15 protein-coding genes are annotated in these 15,470 nt (G+C 75.4%); 9 read left to right on the forward strand and 6 right to left on the reverse strand.

Annotated features, from left to right (window positions below; genetic code table 11):
* Positions 1 to 92: 92 nt before the first annotated feature.
* Both AB0E62_RS01470 and AB0E62_RS01475 read right to left on the reverse strand, forming a co-directional pair.
* On the reverse strand, positions 93 to 473 hold the full coding sequence (locus AB0E62_RS01470) for a hypothetical protein (RefSeq protein WP_362186317.1): 381 nt from the start codon (positions 471 to 473) through the stop codon (positions 93 to 95).
* Positions 474 to 739: 266 nt separating this feature from the next.
* Positions 740 to 1,657, reverse strand: a complete 918-nt coding sequence (locus AB0E62_RS01475; RefSeq protein ID WP_362186320.1) for a MurR/RpiR family transcriptional regulator — start codon at positions 1,655 to 1,657, stop codon at positions 740 to 742.
* A gap of 239 nt (positions 1,658 to 1,896) precedes the next feature.
* On the opposite strand from AB0E62_RS01475, the gene AB0E62_RS01480 reads away from it, so the two are divergent.
* Both AB0E62_RS01480 and AB0E62_RS01485 read left to right on the forward strand, forming a co-directional pair.
* Positions 1,897 to 2,436, forward strand: coding sequence for a winged helix-turn-helix domain-containing protein (locus AB0E62_RS01480; protein ID WP_362186323.1), 540 nt, complete (start codon positions 1,897 to 1,899; stop codon positions 2,434 to 2,436).
* The gene (locus AB0E62_RS01485; protein WP_362186326.1) at positions 2,433 to 3,722 is read left to right on the forward strand and encodes an MFS transporter; all 1,290 of its coding nucleotides are present in this window, start codon (positions 2,433 to 2,435) and stop codon (positions 3,720 to 3,722) included. The genes AB0E62_RS01480 and AB0E62_RS01485 overlap by 4 nt, the downstream gene beginning before the upstream one ends.
* A gap of 694 nt (positions 3,723 to 4,416) precedes the next feature.
* On the opposite strand, the gene AB0E62_RS01490 is transcribed toward AB0E62_RS01485, so the two are convergent.
* Positions 4,417 to 5,088 (reverse strand): nucleoside/nucleotide kinase family protein, encoded by a 672-nt coding sequence (locus tag AB0E62_RS01490; protein WP_362186329.1) that lies wholly within the window; start codon positions 5,086 to 5,088, stop codon positions 4,417 to 4,419.
* A gap of 85 nt (positions 5,089 to 5,173) precedes the next feature.
* On the opposite strand from AB0E62_RS01490, the gene AB0E62_RS01495 reads away from it, so the two are divergent.
* The 5 genes from AB0E62_RS01495 to AB0E62_RS01515 all read left to right on the forward strand — a co-directional run bounded on the left by AB0E62_RS01495 (position 5,174) and on the right by AB0E62_RS01515 (position 12,088).
* A complete protein-coding gene (locus AB0E62_RS01495; RefSeq protein WP_362186332.1) occupies positions 5,174 to 5,914 on the forward strand; it encodes a beta-phosphoglucomutase family hydrolase in 741 nt (246 codons plus the stop codon).
* The gene (locus AB0E62_RS01500; protein WP_362186335.1) at positions 5,911 to 8,274 is read left to right on the forward strand and encodes a glycosyl hydrolase family 65 protein; all 2,364 of its coding nucleotides are present in this window, start codon (positions 5,911 to 5,913) and stop codon (positions 8,272 to 8,274) included. Before AB0E62_RS01495 ends, AB0E62_RS01500 begins: the two co-directional genes overlap by 4 nt.
* A gap of 298 nt (positions 8,275 to 8,572) precedes the next feature.
* A complete protein-coding gene (locus AB0E62_RS01505) occupies positions 8,573 to 10,033 on the forward strand; it encodes a hypothetical protein (protein WP_362186337.1) in 1,461 nt (486 codons plus the stop codon).
* The gene (locus tag AB0E62_RS01510; RefSeq protein WP_362186340.1) at positions 10,030 to 10,977 is read left to right on the forward strand and encodes a lysylphosphatidylglycerol synthase domain-containing protein; all 948 of its coding nucleotides are present in this window, start codon (positions 10,030 to 10,032) and stop codon (positions 10,975 to 10,977) included. The genes AB0E62_RS01505 and AB0E62_RS01510 overlap by 4 nt, the downstream gene beginning before the upstream one ends.
* A 634-nt stretch (positions 10,978 to 11,611) precedes the next feature.
* Complete coding sequence (locus tag AB0E62_RS01515; protein ID WP_362186343.1) at positions 11,612 to 12,088, forward strand: DUF5709 domain-containing protein; 477 nt, start codon at positions 11,612 to 11,614, stop codon at positions 12,086 to 12,088.
* A 2-nt stretch (positions 12,089 to 12,090) separates the two neighbouring features.
* Here AB0E62_RS01515 and AB0E62_RS01520 read toward each other — a convergent pair whose 3' ends face one another.
* Positions 12,091 to 12,252: a hypothetical protein gene (locus AB0E62_RS01520; RefSeq protein ID WP_362186346.1), complete on the reverse strand. Its 162-nt coding sequence runs from the start codon at positions 12,250 to 12,252 to the stop codon at positions 12,091 to 12,093.
* A 131-nt stretch (positions 12,253 to 12,383) separates the two neighbouring features.
* Between AB0E62_RS01520 and AB0E62_RS01525 the strand changes: the two genes are divergently transcribed.
* Positions 12,384 to 12,647 carry a hypothetical protein gene (locus AB0E62_RS01525; RefSeq protein ID WP_362186349.1) on the forward strand — a complete coding sequence of 88 codons (264 nt, stop codon included), beginning with the start codon at positions 12,384 to 12,386 and terminating at the stop codon, positions 12,645 to 12,647.
* A 91-nt stretch (positions 12,648 to 12,738) separates the two neighbouring features.
* On the opposite strand, the gene AB0E62_RS01530 is transcribed toward AB0E62_RS01525, so the two are convergent.
* Together AB0E62_RS01530 and AB0E62_RS01535 are read right to left on the reverse strand one after the other, a co-directional pair.
* Entirely contained in the window at positions 12,739 to 12,993 is a 255-nt protein-coding gene (locus AB0E62_RS01530) for a hypothetical protein (protein ID WP_362186352.1), read from the reverse strand.
* 62 nt (positions 12,994 to 13,055) lie between these two features.
* Positions 13,056 to 13,262, reverse strand: coding sequence for a hypothetical protein (locus AB0E62_RS01535; protein ID WP_362186355.1), 207 nt, complete (start codon positions 13,260 to 13,262; stop codon positions 13,056 to 13,058).
* A gap of 234 nt (positions 13,263 to 13,496) precedes the next feature.
* Here AB0E62_RS01535 and AB0E62_RS01540 point away from each other — a divergent pair, with 234 nt between their 5' ends.
* A complete protein-coding gene (locus AB0E62_RS01540) occupies positions 13,497 to 15,335 on the forward strand; it encodes a glycoside hydrolase family 15 protein (protein ID WP_362186358.1) in 1,839 nt (612 codons plus the stop codon).
* The last annotated feature ends 135 nt before the right edge of the window (positions 15,336 to 15,470 follow it).

A 15,470-nucleotide genomic window follows, 5' to 3' on the forward strand; every position in this document is an offset into this window, starting at 1 on the left:
CGTCTGCCGGGCCGGGATTCCCGTGACCTTGGGGAGCGCGGCCCGGCGGGGGCGGGCCAGGGGCGGCGGGCGGCGCCCGGCGTCGCCGGGGGTCAGCGGGCCGCGCCGCGGGCGGCCAGGGCCGCGCTGACCGCGCGGACGCTGCGCGCGATGTGCTGGAGCTGGAGCACCTCGGCGGCGTACAGCTTGATCGTGTGTTCGATCACGGATTCGGGCAGTCCGAGCACCGGCAGCTCGGTCCGCGCGGTCTGCAGGGCGGTCCGGGCGACCCGGATCTCCTGCTGCACCTGGATCTGCGCGTGCCGGGCGAGCAGGACGGGGTGCCGGATGAGCGCCGGATAGCTGGCGTAGCGCGCGGGGATCAGCTCGCGCAGCCACTTGGCCGCCGAGCGCTCCCAGTCGTAGCTGCCCGGCGTCTTGACCTGACAGGGCCAGTCGGGGCTGATGCGCGTGCTGGTCAGGGGCATGATCATCGCTTCCGGTGGGCGGCATCGGCCGGGTGGTCGACGGGGCCGGGCGGCGGCCTCGGCCTAGGGGAGGGCCGGGGCCGCACGACGCGCCGCGCAGACGGCACGCCCCGGCGCGGAGCAGTATTTATATATGCCGATGGCTTTGCAAGACGTATGAAAACATTCATGCGCCTTATGCGGTGAATCATCCCCGTCCCAGGGGTGGATGACCGCAAGATCTTCACGACTGTCCCGCCGCGGGCGGAAGGAACGGCCCTGCGGCCGCGGGTTCAGTCCCGCAGGAAGAACTGGTGCTGCTCCGACAGCTGCTCGTACTTCTCCAGCCGGGCCTGGGTGCGCTCCGGATCGGCGTCCGTCATGGCCTGGAGCAGGGCCGCCGCCAGCACCCCGGGCGCGGCGTACGAGTCGAACACCAGCCGCGAACCGGTGCCGGTGGCGAAGGTGACGTCGGCCTCGTCGGCCAGCGGCCCCAGCGCCAGATCCGTCACCAGGGCGACCTTCAGGCCCGCGTCCCGCGCCACCCGGACGGCGTGCAGCGTCTCCTGGGAGTGCCGGGGCATGGCGAAGGCCAGCACCCAGCCGCCGCCCGCCTCCCGGGCCTGCAGCAGCGCGTCGTAGGCCACGCTGCCGCCGCGGGTCACCAGCCGCACGTCCGGGTGGATCCGGCGGGCGGCGTAGCCGAAGTACTCGGCGAGCGACACCGAGATGCGCAGCCCCAGCACCGTCAGCGGGGTCGAGCGGGACAGCTCGCGGCCGACCCGGATGACCCGGTCGGGGTCGGCGAAGTCGCGCCGCAGGTTCTCCAGGTTCGCGATCTCGGCGTCCACGGCCGCCTGGAGTTCGTTGGCCCGGTCCTCCTCGCCCGGCCCGCCCGCCAGGCCGCTCAGCGCGATGGACTGGAGCCGCTCCCGCAGCGCGGGGTAGCCGCTGAATCCCACGGCGGCGGCGAAGCGGGTGACGGAGGGCTGGCTGACCCCGGCCCGGTCGGCCAGCTCGGTGATCGACAGGAAGGCCGCCTCGGTGAGGTGCTCGATCAGGTACTGGGCGATCCGTCGCTGCCCCGGCGACAGACGCGGCCCGTCGAACAGTTCCCGCAGCCGGGAGGTCGGGGCGGCCTCGGCCTGGGGCGCGGTCCTGCCCGACGTGATCGCTGATGCCTGTGCGCGTGCCTGCTGCGGCGAGGGCACCGGTCGGCCTCCTTTGTCTGCCACGGGCCCTCAACATAGCTCACCGACCCCCGTGACCAGCGGCTCGAGGCGGGCCCCGGCCCGGCACCGGGGCACCCGGCCCAGGCCACCGCCCGCCCCGCTCCCCGTGCCCTGCGGGCGGCGCTCGTACGTCGGAGGGCACGGGAACCGTCCGCACCGGACCGCGGTCCGCGCGAAACCCCTTGCTCAATGGTCAAGAATCGTTGCCCATTGCTCGCATGCCTGCCGACGACCTTCCCGAGACGTTTCACGTCACCACGGACGAGCAGCTGCGCGCCGTCTCCAGTCTGACGCGGCACCGGATCATGGCCGTGCTCCGCTTCGAGCCGGCGACGATCACGCAGATCGCCGAGCGGGTGGGCCTCGCGAAGGGGAGCTCCAGCTATCACGTACGGCTGCTGGAGCGGGCCGGCCTGGTGAAGGTGGTGCGGACGCGCAAGGTGCGGGGGGTCACCGAGCGGTACTACGCGTTGGCCGCGCGGGCGATCGTGCTGCCGGATCCGGGCGAGGGAGGGCCGGACGTGCTGATGCGGCACGCGGTGGCGGACCTGGAGGCCTCGCCGGCGGACGGCGAGCGGCACGTGCGGATGGCGCATCTGCGGCTCACCGAGGAGCAGTTCGCGGAGCTGGGGGCTCGGTTGCAGGCCCTGGCGGACGAGTACCAGGAGTTGTCCGACCCGTCGCTGCCGGACACGTCACTCGTCTTCGCGCTGTTCCGCCCGGCACCGCGCGCGCAGGCCGAGGAGGGATCCGAGTGACCTCGGACATCCGGAAGCTGCCGAACGGGTTCGGACGGCTGTGGACCGCTCAGACGGTCTCCTCGCTCGGTGACGGGGTGACGCACGCCGCGCTGCCGCTGCTCGCGCTGACGTTGACGCGGGATCCGATGGCGCTCGCCTTCGTCACGGCCGCGGGGACGCTGCCGTGGCTGATCTTCGGGGTGCTCGGCGGTGCGTTGGTGGACCGCTGGGACCGCCGCCGCACGATGCGGGTCGCGGACACGGCACGCGCGGTGCTGCTCGCGATACCCGCGGCAGCGGCCGGGCTCGACGTCCTGAGCGTCCCGCTGCTCGCGGCCGCCGCCTTCCTGCTCGGCCTCGGCGGACTCTTCTTCGACACGGCCGCCACGGCCTACCTGCCGGATCTGCTCGGCCGCGACCCCGCCCTCCTGGAGCGCGCCAACTCCCGCCTGCGCGGCGCCCAGACCGCCATGTCCGGCTTCGCGGGCCCGCCCGCGGGCAGTGCCCTGCTCGCGCTCGGCCGGGCGGTTCCGCTGCTCACCGACGCGGTGTCGTTCCTGCTCTCCGCACTGCTCGTCCGTACGCTGCCCGCCATGCCCCGCCCCGTGCCGGAGACCCGCGAGTCGCTGCTCCGGCAGGCGCGGGCCGGGGCCTCGTACGTCTTCCGGGACCGATTGCTGCTCGGCCTCGCGCTCCGCCCGGCGGTCGGGAACATCGCCTTCCTCGCCGTGGAGACCGTACTCGCCCTCTTCGCGCACGACCGCCTCGGCACCGGCACCTACGGCTTCGGCCTGCTCCTCACCGCGGAGGCCACCGGCGGCCTGCTCGGTGCGGGCATCGCCTCCTCCCTCGGCCGGCGACTCGGCACCGGCACCGCGCTGACCTGCACAGCCGCCGTCGAGGGACTTGCCGTCCTGGGCCTGGCCGCTGCCCCCAATCCGTACGCGGCAGGGCTGGCGCTCGCCGTCTGCGGGGCCGGCATGGGCGCCACGATGGTGCTCGGGCCCTCCCTCCGGCAGGCGATCGTCCCCGCGCACCTGATGGGCCGGGTCGCCTCCACCTCCCGCATGCTGGCCATGTGCGCCGCCCCCGTCGGGGCCTTCCTCGGCGGCTGGCTGGCCACCACCTGCGACATCCGCACCCCGCTCTACGCCGCCGCCGGCCTCCTCCTGGCGATGACGGCCGTCACGGCATCCATGACCAGCGACCGCCGGATCGAAGCGGCGCTGCGTACCGCCGCCCCGGCCGCCGGTCCGGAGCACCCGGCATCCGAGGAACCCGCCCAGGAGGGCGCACCCGGATAACCGCTCCGGTACGCCGTACGCGGACACCGGCGCGGCAGTTGGGGGGCCACCCTCACGGGCGACCCGCACACCGGGAACCCGAACGCGTCGGTCCGGCCGGTGTCCACGACCTCGCTGTCCTCGGTCAGCCGCCACGGCCGCGGGTACCGGCAGGCGTACGAGGCCGGGTTGCCGGTCGAGGGGACCGCTCGCGCACCGGCCCGGCGGCGCCGGTCCTGCACACCGTGGCGAACCCGCCGGGGACGCGGACCACCGCGTGGGTCCCGGGCGTGCGGTGCGCCGTGGTGTCGCTCCGACAGTCGTCCACGAACGCGGCGGGCCGGTAGTGGCCTCGGCGTCGGCGGCCGGCGAACAGGCGGCGGCCGGCGCGGCGAGCACCCGCGCTGACGCGGCCGGCGAGGCGGTGAGGGACCCGCGCCGGCCCGGAACGGGGGAGTGGCGCCCGGCGGTCGACGGCGTGCCTGTGGCCCTCGGAAGGTGACCCGGAACACCCGTGCCGCTGTGCGCGGTTGTGCGGCCCCGCCGCGAAGCGCGGGCCGAACGGGTGCGGGTCCAGGGCGATTCCGTGACCCCGTGGGAAGGCCCCGGCGGCCGGCGCGTGGGCGGCGGGTGAACGTATGGCCCCCCGCCCTCCGAAGGGCCGCGGGCGAGCCGAGGGCGGCGGAGCCCACCGGGACGAACAGGGCGGGTGGCGTCAGCCGCCGGAGGGCAGCGCGCCGGCCGGCACCACCAGGTCCGCCCGGTCCCGGGTCGCCGCGACCAGGTCGGCGTTGCGCTGGTCCGTGCCCCGCACCCACGCCACGGCCGCCGTGTGCTCCTTGCCGAACTCCTCGTGCCGGGCCACCAGCCGGCGGATCCGCTCCGCCTCGTCGATCTCGCAGAACCACACCTCGTCCAGGCACGGCCGCACCCGCGCCCACGAACCCTCCGACAGCAGCAGGTAATTGCCCTCGGTCACGACCAGGCGGGCCGCGGGCGGCACCGGGAGCGCGCCCGCCAGCGGCTGCTCCAGCACCCGCTCGAACGCCGGCGCGTACACCACCTCACCGGTCTCCTCGCGCAGCCGCCGCAGCAGCGCCGCGTAGCCGCCCGCGTCGAAGGTGTCCGGGGCGCCCTTGCGGTCCCGGCGGCCCAGCCGGTCCAGTTCGGCGTCGGCGAGGTGGAACCCGTCCATCGGCACGTGCGCGGCCCACCGCGGTCCGTCCCCGTTCAGGGCGTCCACCAGCCGCTCGGCGAGGGTCGTCTTGCCCGCGCCGGGGCTGCCCGCGATGCCCAGCAGCGCGCGCCGGCCGCCCCGGGGCAGGGCGCGGGCACGGGCGACGAGGTCGTCGAAGGTGCGCGGTACACGGTCGGGGGTCACAGCCACACCGGACAGTGTGTCACCACCCGTCCGGGCAGGATGTGGTGTGCGCCACCCACTGGAGTGCCCCGGACGGGGAACAGTCCTCGGTATGACTCAGCTCGGTCTGCCCGACACCATCCAGGCCTGCCTCTTCGACCTCGACGGGGTCGTCACCAGGACGGCCGTCGTACACGCGGCGGCCTGGAAGGAGACGTTCGACGCGTTCCTGCGGGACTACGACGGAGAACGGGGACGGCCGTTCGACGCCCACGCCGACTACGACGAGTACGTGGACGGCCGCCCCCGCGCCGACGGCGTCCGCGCCTTCCTCGCCTCCCGCGGCATCCACCTGCCCGAGGGCGAACCCGGCGACCCGCCGGACGCCCGCACCGTGCACGGCCTCGGCAACCGCAAGAACGAGCTGCTGCTGGAGAAGATCCGCACCGGCGGCGTCGAGGCGTACGAGGGCACCCTGCGCTATCTGGAGGCCGTGCGCGCCGCGGGCCTGCGCACCGCGATCGTCTCCTCCAGCGCCAACTGCCGGGACGTGCTGCGCTCGGTGGACGCCGAGCACTTCTTCGACGTACGGATCGACGGCGTGGTGGCGGCCGAGCGGAACCTGCCGGGCAAGCCGCGCCCCGACACCTTCCTCGCCGCCGCCCGGGACCTGGGCGTCGAGGCGTCCCGCGCGGCCGTGTTCGAGGACGCGCTGGCCGGCATGGACGCGGGCCGGGCCGGCGGCTTCGGCTGTGTCGTCGGCGTGGACCGGGTGGGCCAGACCGACGCGCTGTACGCGCACGGCGCCGACCTCGTCGTCAAGGACCTCGCGGAACTGGGAGGCGAGCGGTGATCACCGACCGGTCGTACGCCGTCGAACCCTGGACCGTCCGGGAGACCGCCCTCGACCTGGACGTCCTCGCCCAGAGCGAGTCGGTGTTCGCGCTGTCCAACGGGCACGTCGGCTGGCGCGGCAACCTCGACGAGGGCGAACCGCACGGCCTGCCCGGCAGTTACCTCAACGGCGTCCACGAGGTGCACCCGCTGCCGTACGCGGAGGCGGGCTACGGCTACCCGGAGTCCGGGCAGACCGTCATCAACGTCACCAACGGCAAGATCATCCGGCTGCTGGTGGACGACGAGCCGTTCGACCTGCGCTACGGCCGGCTGGTCGCCCACGAACGCGTCCTGGACCTGCGCCGGGGCGTGCTGGAGCGGACCTGCGAATGGATCTCCCCGGCCGGCTCCACGGTCCGGGTGCGCTCCACCCGGCTGGTGTCGCTGACCCAGCGGGCGGTGGCCGCCGTCGCGTACGAGGTGGAGGCAGTCGACAGCGCCAGCCGGGTGGTGATCCAGTCCGAGCTGGTCGCCAACGAGAGCCTGCCCGAGCCCGACGGCGACCCCCGCGCGGCCCGCGCCCTGAAGTCACCGCTGGAACAGGAGGACGACTTCGCCTCCGGCAACCGGCTGCGGCTCGTGCACCGCACCCGGCGCAGCGGCCTGCGGGTCGCCGTGGCCGCCGACCACGTGGTCACCGGCCCCGAACGCACCACCACCCGCAGCGAGAGCGGCATCGACGTGGCCCGGCTCACCGTCACCTCCGTACTGGAGCCCGGACAGACGCTGCGGGTGGAGAAGCTGGTCGCGCACGGCTGGTCCGGCGCCCGGTCGCTGCCCGCGATGGCCGACCAGGTCGACGCCGCGCTCGCCGCCGCCGCGCACGACGGCTGGCAGGGCCTGCTCGACGGCCAGCGGGCCTGCCTGGACGACTTCTGGGCCCGCGCCGACGTCGAGGTGGAGGGCGACGAGGAGATCCAGCAGGCCGTCCGGTTCGCGCTGTTCCACGTGCTGCAGGCCGGAGTCCGCGCCGAGCGGCGCGCGATACCGGCGAAGGGGCTGACCGGCTCCGGCTACGACGGGCACGCCTTCTGGGACACCGAGATGTTCGTGCTGCCCGTGCTCACCCACACCGCGCCCCGGGCCGTCGCCGAGGCGCTGCGCTGGCGGTACAGCACCCTGGACGAGGCCCGCGAACGCGCGGCCCAACTCGGGCTCGCCGGGGCCGCGTTCCCCTGGCGGACCATCGCCGGCCCGGAGGGCTCGGCCTACTGGCCGGCCGGTACCGCCGCCTTCCACGTCAACGCCGGCATAGCCGACGCCGCCGTCCGCTACGTCGAGGCCACCGGCGACACCGACTTCGAACGGGAGACCGGCCTGGAGCTGCTGGTGGAGACGGCCCGGCTGTGGCGCTCGCTCGGGCATCACGACCGCCACGGCGTCTTCCACCTCGACGGCGTCACGGGCCCCGACGAGTACAGCGCGGTCGCCGACGACAACACCTACACCAACCTGATGGCCCGGCAGAACCTGCGCGCCGCCGCCGACGCGGCCGGCCGCCACCCCGACCGGGCCCGGGCGCTCGGCGTCGACGAGGAGGAGAGCGCGGCCTGGCGGGACGCGGCCGACGCCATGCACATCCCCTACAACGACGAACTCGGCGTCCACGAACAGCACGCCGGGTTCACCCGCTACCAGCGCTGGGACTTCGACGCCACCCGCGCCGACCAGTACCCGCTGCTGCTGCACTTCCCCTATTTCGACCTCTACCGCAAGCAGGTCGTCAAGCAGGCCGATCTGGTCCTGGCGATGTACACCTGCGGCGACTGGTTCGAGCAGGAGCACGACGAGGAGCAGATCGCCCGGAACTTCGCCTACTACGAGCCGCTGACCGTCCGCGACTCCTCCCTGTCCGCCTGCTGCCAGGCCGTCGTCGCCGCCCGGACCGGGCACCTGGACCTCGCCCACGCGTACACCACCGAGGCCGCGCTGATGGACCTCCAGGACCTGGAGCACAACACCCGGGACGGACTGCACATCGCCTCGCTCGCCGGCACCTGGATGGCACTGGTCGCCGGGTTCGGCGGGATGCGCCGCGACGGCGACCGGCTGCGGTTCGCGCCCCGCCTGCCCGAACGGCTGCGCCGCCTCGCCTTCCGCATCGCCTTCCGCGGCCGCCGGCTGCGCGTGGACATCGGCGCCGACAAGGTGACGTACGCGCTGCTGGACGGCGAGCCGCTGACCCTGCGTCACCACGGCGAGCCGCTGACGGTCAGCACCGACGAGCCGGCGGTCCGCCCCGTACCCCCGGTGGCGCGCCGGCCCACCCCCGCCCAGCCGCGGCACCGGGCGCCGAACGCGGCGGCGCAGCGGTGACGCTGGGCGGCGCGAGGATCCGCCGTAGCGGTGCCGACCGGTTGAGGATCCGCCGTAGCGGTGCCGACCGGCTGCCGGGTGCGGGCCGTGCGCCCGCTCCCGTACGGCTGCGGCACACCCCGTCGGCCCGCCGGGCGATCCACCGGCGTGCGGGGCCGTCGGCCGGATGGCCCTGTCCGCCGGGCACGGCCGGGTGATCCGGGCCGGTCCGGCCGGGTTGTCGCCGCCCGCCTCCCGGCACTTGAGGGGCGGCGGGAGACAGTGGACCCTACGACCCGTAGGGACGTGAGGGGTGGTCATGGCCGGCAGCGAGCACGCGACACTCGACGCGGTGAGCCGCGCACGCTCCGGCGGGGCGCGCCCCGCCCCCGCTCGCACCGCCTGGCCGCTCGCGGCCGTCGCCGGGGCCTTCACGCTGGCTCAACTCCTCCTCGTACCGCCCGGCATGGGACTCGGCTGGGACGAGACGGTCTACGTCAGCCAGGTCAGCGCGCACGCCCCCGCCGCCTTCTTCAGCGCCCCCCGCGCACGCGGCGTCTCGCTGCTGGTCGCCCCCGTCGCGGCCTGGTCGTCGTCCACCGCGCTGCTGCGGCTCTACCTCGCCCTGCTGTCCGGCCTGGCCCTGTTCTGGTCCCTGCGGGCCTGGCGGGGACTGTTCCCCGTCCGTGTCCTCGCCCTGGCCGGCGGCCTGTTCGCCTCCCTGTGGGTGACCCTCTTCTACGGCCCCCAGGCCATGCCCAACCTCTGGGTCGCCCTCGGCGCCCTGGCCGCGGCCGGCTGCTTCCTGCGCGCCCGCACCGGCCGGGCGGCCCTGTGGGGCCTGGCGGGCGGCGCGGCGCTGATGGCGTGGATGCGGCCGGTGGACGCGGTGTGGGCGGCCCTGCCCCTGTTCGCCGCCGGCCTGCTGCGCCGCCGGTGGGTGCCGCTGCTCGTGCTGTCGGCCGGGCTCGCCGCCGGCGCCGTCGAGTGGGTGGCCGAGGCGTACACGAGCTACGGCGGCCTGGCCCGCCGGCTGGCCGACGGCTCGGCGGTCCAGGGCGGCCTCGGCTGGCACCTCGCCGTCGTGGACCAGTTGCGCAGCCTGGGCGGCCGGACGCTGTGCCGGCCGTGCGCCGGCGCCCTGCCGCACCCCCTGCTCACCCTCTGGTGGTTCGCCCTGCCCCCGCTCGCCGCGTTCGCCGTGGCCGTCGCCCTCCGCGCCGGGCGCCGGGCGCCCACGCTGCTGCCGCTCGGCTGCGCGGCGACCGCCGCCTTCCCCTACCTGTTCCTGATCGGCTACGCGGCCCCCCGCTTCCTGCTGCCCGCCTACGCCCTGCTGGCCGTGCCGCTCGCCGACGCCCTCGCGCGCCTGCTGACCGCCCGGCGCCCGCGGGTGCGGGCGCTGGTCTGCGCCGGGCTCGCCGCGCACCTCGCGGCACAGCTCGCCGTGGCGGTGCGGACCACCGACCACACCGTCCGCGCGCGCGAGGCCTGGGCCCGTACCGTGGCGGAACTGCACCGCCGGGGCGTCCGCCCGCCCTGCCTGCTCACCGGCCACGAGGCCATCCCGGTCGCGTTCGCCGCCGGCTGCGCCTCGGCCGCGACCACCGGACCCAACGCCAACACCACGCGGGACGGCATCATCCGCGCCGCCCGGCGGATGCCGGTCGCCGCGCTGGTGCCGGCCGGAGCCGCGCCGCCCGGCTACGCCCGCGGCTGGACGTCCGCGGCCGTCGGCACGGTCCGGTTCCACTACGTCGTCCCGGGCGCCGGCTCATGACCTCGCCGGCCGGCCTCACCGCCTCCCTGGGGCGCCGGCGCGCCTACTGGCAGGCGGCCGGCTGCCTCGCCGTCCTGCTCGGCGCGCTGTACCTGGTCCGCCGGCACTGGCCCGCGGTGGAGACCGGGGCCGGGCAACTGGCGGTCGCCGACCAGGGCTGGCTGCTGACCGGCGCGGCGGCGGCCGTGGCCACCTGGGCGGCCTCCGCGCTCGCCCAGCAGGGTGCCGTCGTCGGGCGGCTGCCCGGACCCCGGCTGCTCGCCGCCCAGTTCGCCGCCTCCGCGGCCAACCACCTGCTGCCCGCGGGGATCGGGGCGGGCGCGGTGAACCTGCGCTTCCTGATGCGCTGCGGACTGCCCGCCGGACGCGCGGCCGGCGCGCTCGCCGTCAAGGCCGCCGCGTCCGCCGCCGTCCGGCTGGCGCTGCTCGCGCTGCTCGCCCCGGCCTGCCCCGGGCTGCTGCGCCTGCCGCGCGTGTCCCCGGTGGCCGTCGCCGCCGCCGCGGGCACGGCCGTCCTGCTCGCGCTGCTGCTGCTCACCCCCTGGTGGGCGCGGTGCCGGCGGGCGCTCGGCGCCGTGCTGGCCGACATCCGCGCGCTGCACGCCCGTCCGGCCCGCGCGGCGGCCCTGTGGGGCGGTTCGCTGGCCTTCGCCGCGCTGCACGCGCTGGTCCTCATCGCCGTCACCCGGGCCGTCGGGCTGCCGCTCGCCCCCCTCCAGGTGGCGCTGCTGTACCTCGCCGCGAGCAGCGCCGCCGCCCTGCTGCCCACCCCGGGCGGGCTGGGCTCGCTGGACGCCGCGCTGGCCCTCGCCCTCAGCGCCGCCGGCACCCCCGGCGCGGGCGCAGCCTCCGCGGTGCTCGGCTACCGGCTGCTGACCGTCTGGCTGCCGCTGCTGCCCGGCCTGCTGGTGCTCGGGGTGCTGGTACGGCGCAAGGCGCTGTGACGCCCGGGAGTCTCCGGCGCGCCCGCGGCAGGCAGGACTCGGGTCCTCGCGGACGCGGGGAGGGGCAGCCGTGCCGGGAGACCACGGCGCGGGGCGAGGCCTTCTCCGCACCGGGCGCGTCGTCGTCCACCGAGTTGCCGGCCGCCCACCGCCCCGGGCTGCCGCCCACCGCGCCCGCCCCGTCGGCCGGTGTCCGGACCGCGCCCGGCCGGCGGGCCACGACGGGAGACCTCATCGCCCGGCGCGACCTGGAGAAGGTCCGCCGGCGCGCCACCCGCCCGTACGGCCCGCACGCCGCCCAGGCCGAGCGGCACGGCCGGCCCGGGCCGGCTTTCCCCGTCCATGGCACATGCCTGCCGTCTCTTTACTGCGCATTGGTTGCAGTTACCTGTGAATGGCATAAGGGTGGAGGGCGCGCGGTACCGAAGGTGGTTCCTCCCTGACAGCCGTCCCTGATCCCGCTCCGCCCCTCCCCGCTCGGTCCGGGCCCACCCGCCCGGCCCGGCACCGCGTCCGCGGCTCGCGGCGCGGCAGGAGCGGATCAGGGACGGCGGGATCGCCGGTCCACGGGATTAACGGCCCGGTCGGCGGAAACGCGGACCGGGACGGTCCGTGAACCCCTAAGGAGGCGACCATGAGCGACCAGCAGTCCGAGCAGACCCCCATGGCGGACGACGCCTACCAGCCGACCGGCGGCAACGAGGAACAGGAGGACGCCGGACCGCTGGACCTCCAGGACGCGGTCGGCGAGCGCACCTACGACGACATGCTCGACGAGGGCTACTCCCCGCCCGAGCGACCCCTGGGCGTCACCAAGCACGGCACCACCGCCGCCGAGCAGCACGAGGGCGAGACGCTGGACGAACGGCTCGGCCAGGAGGTCCCGGACGTCACCGGGCCGCCCGGCGACGAGATCGGCGACCTGCCCGGCGGCGAGGGCGAGCCCCTCGATCCCGAGGCCGGCGCCTCCCGCGCGGGCCGCCTGGTCGCCCCCGACGAGGGCACCCACACCGACATCACCAAGGAGGAGGTCGCCCGCGACGTCGGCATCGACGGCGGCGCGGCGGGCGCCGAGGAGGCGGCGGTCCACGTGGTGGACGAGGAACCCTGACCTCACGGCCCGGACGGCGGGCGGGGCCGTTCCCCCGCGAGCAGCCGCAGGATCCGCCCGCGCACCTCGGACGGGTCCGCCTCCAGACCGCGCAGCACCCGGGCCCGCACGGCGTCCTGCTCCGCCGGTGGCAGTTCCCCCGCGCCGAGCAGCAGCGCGAGCACGTCGTGCGCGAGGGAGGTGGCCGGTCCGCCCGGTGAGGTGACGAAGGTGGTGACGGCCGGCCCGAGCCAGGTGAAGACCGCTCCTCCAGGGCCTGGAACCAGGCGAGGACCACGATCACGGTGTGTGCCGCGTGCAGCAGGCCGGTGCGCTCGGCACGGCCCCGCGCACGGCCCAGGCTCCGGCCGGTCCCGCGCACCGCGGCCCGGCCGAGCGCCAGCACGCTGCCGCGGGCGTCCGCGATGCGCAGCAGCCCGTCGCCGACCCCGCCCGCCGCGAGGTTCAGCGCCCCGCCCAGCGCCCGGTCCAGGGCGGCGACGGCGGGCGGGTCGCAGCCCAGCAGCCGCAGCGCGTCCGAGAACGACAGCAGCCCCCGTACTCCCATCACGCCCCTTGACCGCGCGTCGGCCGTGACGGCCCCCCTCGCACTCCGGCACAGCGGAGCGGCACGGGGGCGCGCTGCGGAAAACCCGATGGACAAAGCCGCTTCAGAGGGTCAGGTCCTCGCCCGGCGCCGGGGTGAGGACCGCGCACGGCTCCGAGGCCGCCGCGTCGCGGAGGCGGGAGGGTTCCCCGGGCCCGGGGTGCCATCCGCCGTAGTGGACGGGCAGCACGGCCCCCGCGCCGAGCAGCCGCGGCGGCGTGCGGTGCGGGAAGCACGGGGCCGGTCCGTCGACGGGGGTCAGTGCGGCGTCGAAGGAGCCGTACCGGTGGGCGGCCCGCCACCGGCAGCCGTGGAACATGCCCCCGGGCCGGGCGCCGCCGGCGCCCGGCCCGGGCCTCTCGCGCGGGTCCCCGGTACGCCCTAGGGCAGCAGCTTCTCGATGGCCGCCGTGCCCTCCGACTCCAGCTTGCGACGCGCCCAGTCGAGGGTCTTCGGTGTGACGTCGCGGCCCGCCGCCATCACCAGGTCCTCAGGGCTGACGTCCCCGGCGGGCGCGGAGTGGAGCAGGGCGTCCGGGGTGCAGACGTCGTCCGACGCGCGGGACTCTTCAGGTGTGGATGCCGACATGATGCCTCCTCCTCGGTCCGGATGACCGCATCCGTGCCGGTGCCTCCGAACGGGGCACACTCTCACCATTGCCCGCCCCGGCGCACCCTGCATCCGGAAGACGCCGGGAACGGGTGCCGAGCGCCTTCCCGCGCCACGCCGGACCACTCGCTCCTAAGCTGGAGAACATCCCGTACGGGGGAAACGCCCCGCACGCGGAGGCAACGCCCCGCACCGCTCACCGGGAGGCCGCCGATGGCCGCGACGCCGTTCGCCGAGGACGCCAGCCCCCGCCCCCGCTACCTGCCCATCGCCGACCACGGCCTCATCGGCGATCTGCGCAGCGTGGCCCTGGTCGGCACCGACGGCACGATCGACTGGTACTGCTGCCCCTCCTTCGACTCCCCGAGCGTCTTCGCCGCGATCCTCGACGCCGAGCGCGGCGGACGCTACGAGCTGGCCGCCGCCGTACCGGCACGCACCAAGCAGTTCTACTTCCCCGACACCAATGTGCTGATCACCCGCTTCTTCACCGAGGAGGGCGTCGGCGAGGTGCAGGACTTCATGCCCGTCGGCTGCGACGAGTCGCTCGAGGTGAGCCGGCACCGGCTGATCCGGCGCGTGGTGTGCGTGCGCGGCACCGTCCCCTTCCGGGCCCTGATCGCCCCCCGCTTCGACTACGGCGCCGCCCCGCACACCCTGCGCACCCTCGACGGCATGGTCTTCTTCGAGTCCCCGGCGCTGTCCCTGGCGCTCACCTCGACCGTCGCCGTGGAGACCGACGGCCGGGACGCCCGGGCCGAGTTCAAGCTGAGCGAGGGCGAGACGGCCGTGTTCGCCCTCGACCAGCTCGGCGCGCGGGTGCCGCCCCGCGGCTGCGCGCACGCCGAGGCGGAACACGAGTTCAACGCCACCGTCGCCTACTGGCGCCGCTGGCTGCACCAATCCCGCTACCGGGGCCGCTGGCGCGAGATGGTGCACCGCTCGGCCCTCACCCTCAAGCTGCTCACCTACGCCCCCACCGGCGCCATCGTCGCCGCGCCCACCACCAGCCTGCCCGAACAGCTCGGCGGCGAGCGCAACTGGGACTACCGCTATGTGTGGGTCCGCGACGCCGCCTTCGCCGTCTACGCGCTGCTCCGGCTCGGCTTCAGCGGCGAGGCCGAGGCCTTCATGCGGTTCCTGACCACGCACATCAGCCCCGGCGACGGCACCGCCACCGGACCGCTGCAGATCATGTACGGCATCGACGGCCGCACCGACCTGCCCGAACGCGAGCTGCCCCACCTGGAGGGACACCTCGGCTCCGCACCGGTCCGGGTCGGCAACGCCGCCGCCGACCAGCTCCAGCTGGACATCTACGGCGCGCTGATCGACTCCGCCTACCTCTACGACAAGTGGGCGCAGCCCATCTCCAGCGGGCAGTGGGACGACCTGTGCCACCTGGTCGACTGGCTGTGCGACCACTGGGACCAGCCCGACGAGGGCGTCTGGGAGACCCGCGGCGGACGCAGGAACTTCCTGTACTCCCGGCTGATGTGCTGGGTCGCCATCGAGCGGGCCATCCGCCTCGCCAACCATCGCGGGCTGCCCGCCGACCACCGCCGCTGGCGTCAGGCCCGGGACGCCGTCTACCGGCGGATCATGGACCGAGGCTGGTCGGAGCGCCGGGGCGCGTTCGTCCAGTACGAGGGCGCCGACGTCCTCGACGCCTCGGTGCTGATGATGCCCCTCGCCAAGTTCATCGCCCCCACCGACCCCAAGTGGCTGTCCACCCTGGACGCCCTCACCGAGGACCTGGTCTCCGACTCCCTCGTCTACCGCTACGACCCCACGGTCAGCCCCGACGGCCTCCGCGGCGACGAAGGCACCTTCTCCATCTGCTCGTTCTGGTACGTCGAGGCGCTGGTACGGGCCGGCCGGCTCGACGAGGCGCGACTGGCCTTCGAGAAGATGCTCACCTACGCCAACCATCTCGGCCTGTACGCCGAGGAGATCGGCCGCACCGGCGAGCAACAGGGCAACTTCCCGCAGGCGTTCACCCATCTGTCCCTGATCAGCGCCGCCTTCAACCTGGACCGCGCCCTCGGCTGACCCACCCGGTGTGCCGGGGCCCGCTGCGGCGCGGTGACCGACGGGTGACGGCACCACCCGATCGGCCGGTGTGTCCGCAGGTCGCACGGGTACCCGGGGGTCTCCCACAGCGGAATCCAGCCACGTTGCGACTGA

The organism is Streptomyces sp. NPDC038707 (assembly GCF_040636485.1).
Classification (GTDB): Bacteria; Actinomycetota; Actinomycetes; order Streptomycetales; family Streptomycetaceae; genus Streptomyces.

Excerpts from the sequence above, each read along its gene's own strand:
- AB0E62_RS01505 (WP_362186337.1), top strand. The coding sequence starts at position 8,573 with ATGGCCGGCAGCGAGCACGCGACACTCGACGCGGTGAGCCGCGCACGC.
- AB0E62_RS01540 (WP_362186358.1), top strand. The coding sequence starts at position 13,497 with ATGGCCGCGACGCCGTTCGCCGAGGACGCCAGCCCCCGCCCCCGCTAC.
- AB0E62_RS01530 (WP_362186352.1), bottom strand. The coding sequence starts at position 12,993 with ATGTTCCACGGCTGCCGGTGGCGGGCCGCCCACCGGTACGGCTCCTTC.
- AB0E62_RS01535 (WP_362186355.1), bottom strand. The coding sequence starts at position 13,262 with ATGTCGGCATCCACACCTGAAGAGTCCCGCGCGTCGGACGACGTCTGC.
- AB0E62_RS01510 (WP_362186340.1), top strand. The coding sequence starts at position 10,030 with ATGACCTCGCCGGCCGGCCTCACCGCCTCCCTGGGGCGCCGGCGCGCC.
- AB0E62_RS01515 (WP_362186343.1), top strand. The coding sequence starts at position 11,612 with ATGAGCGACCAGCAGTCCGAGCAGACCCCCATGGCGGACGACGCCTAC.
- AB0E62_RS01470 (WP_362186317.1), bottom strand. The coding sequence starts at position 473 with ATGATCATGCCCCTGACCAGCACGCGCATCAGCCCCGACTGGCCCTGT.
- AB0E62_RS01480 (WP_362186323.1), top strand. The coding sequence starts at position 1,897 with ATGCCTGCCGACGACCTTCCCGAGACGTTTCACGTCACCACGGACGAG.
- AB0E62_RS01495 (WP_362186332.1), top strand. The coding sequence starts at position 5,174 with ATGACTCAGCTCGGTCTGCCCGACACCATCCAGGCCTGCCTCTTCGAC.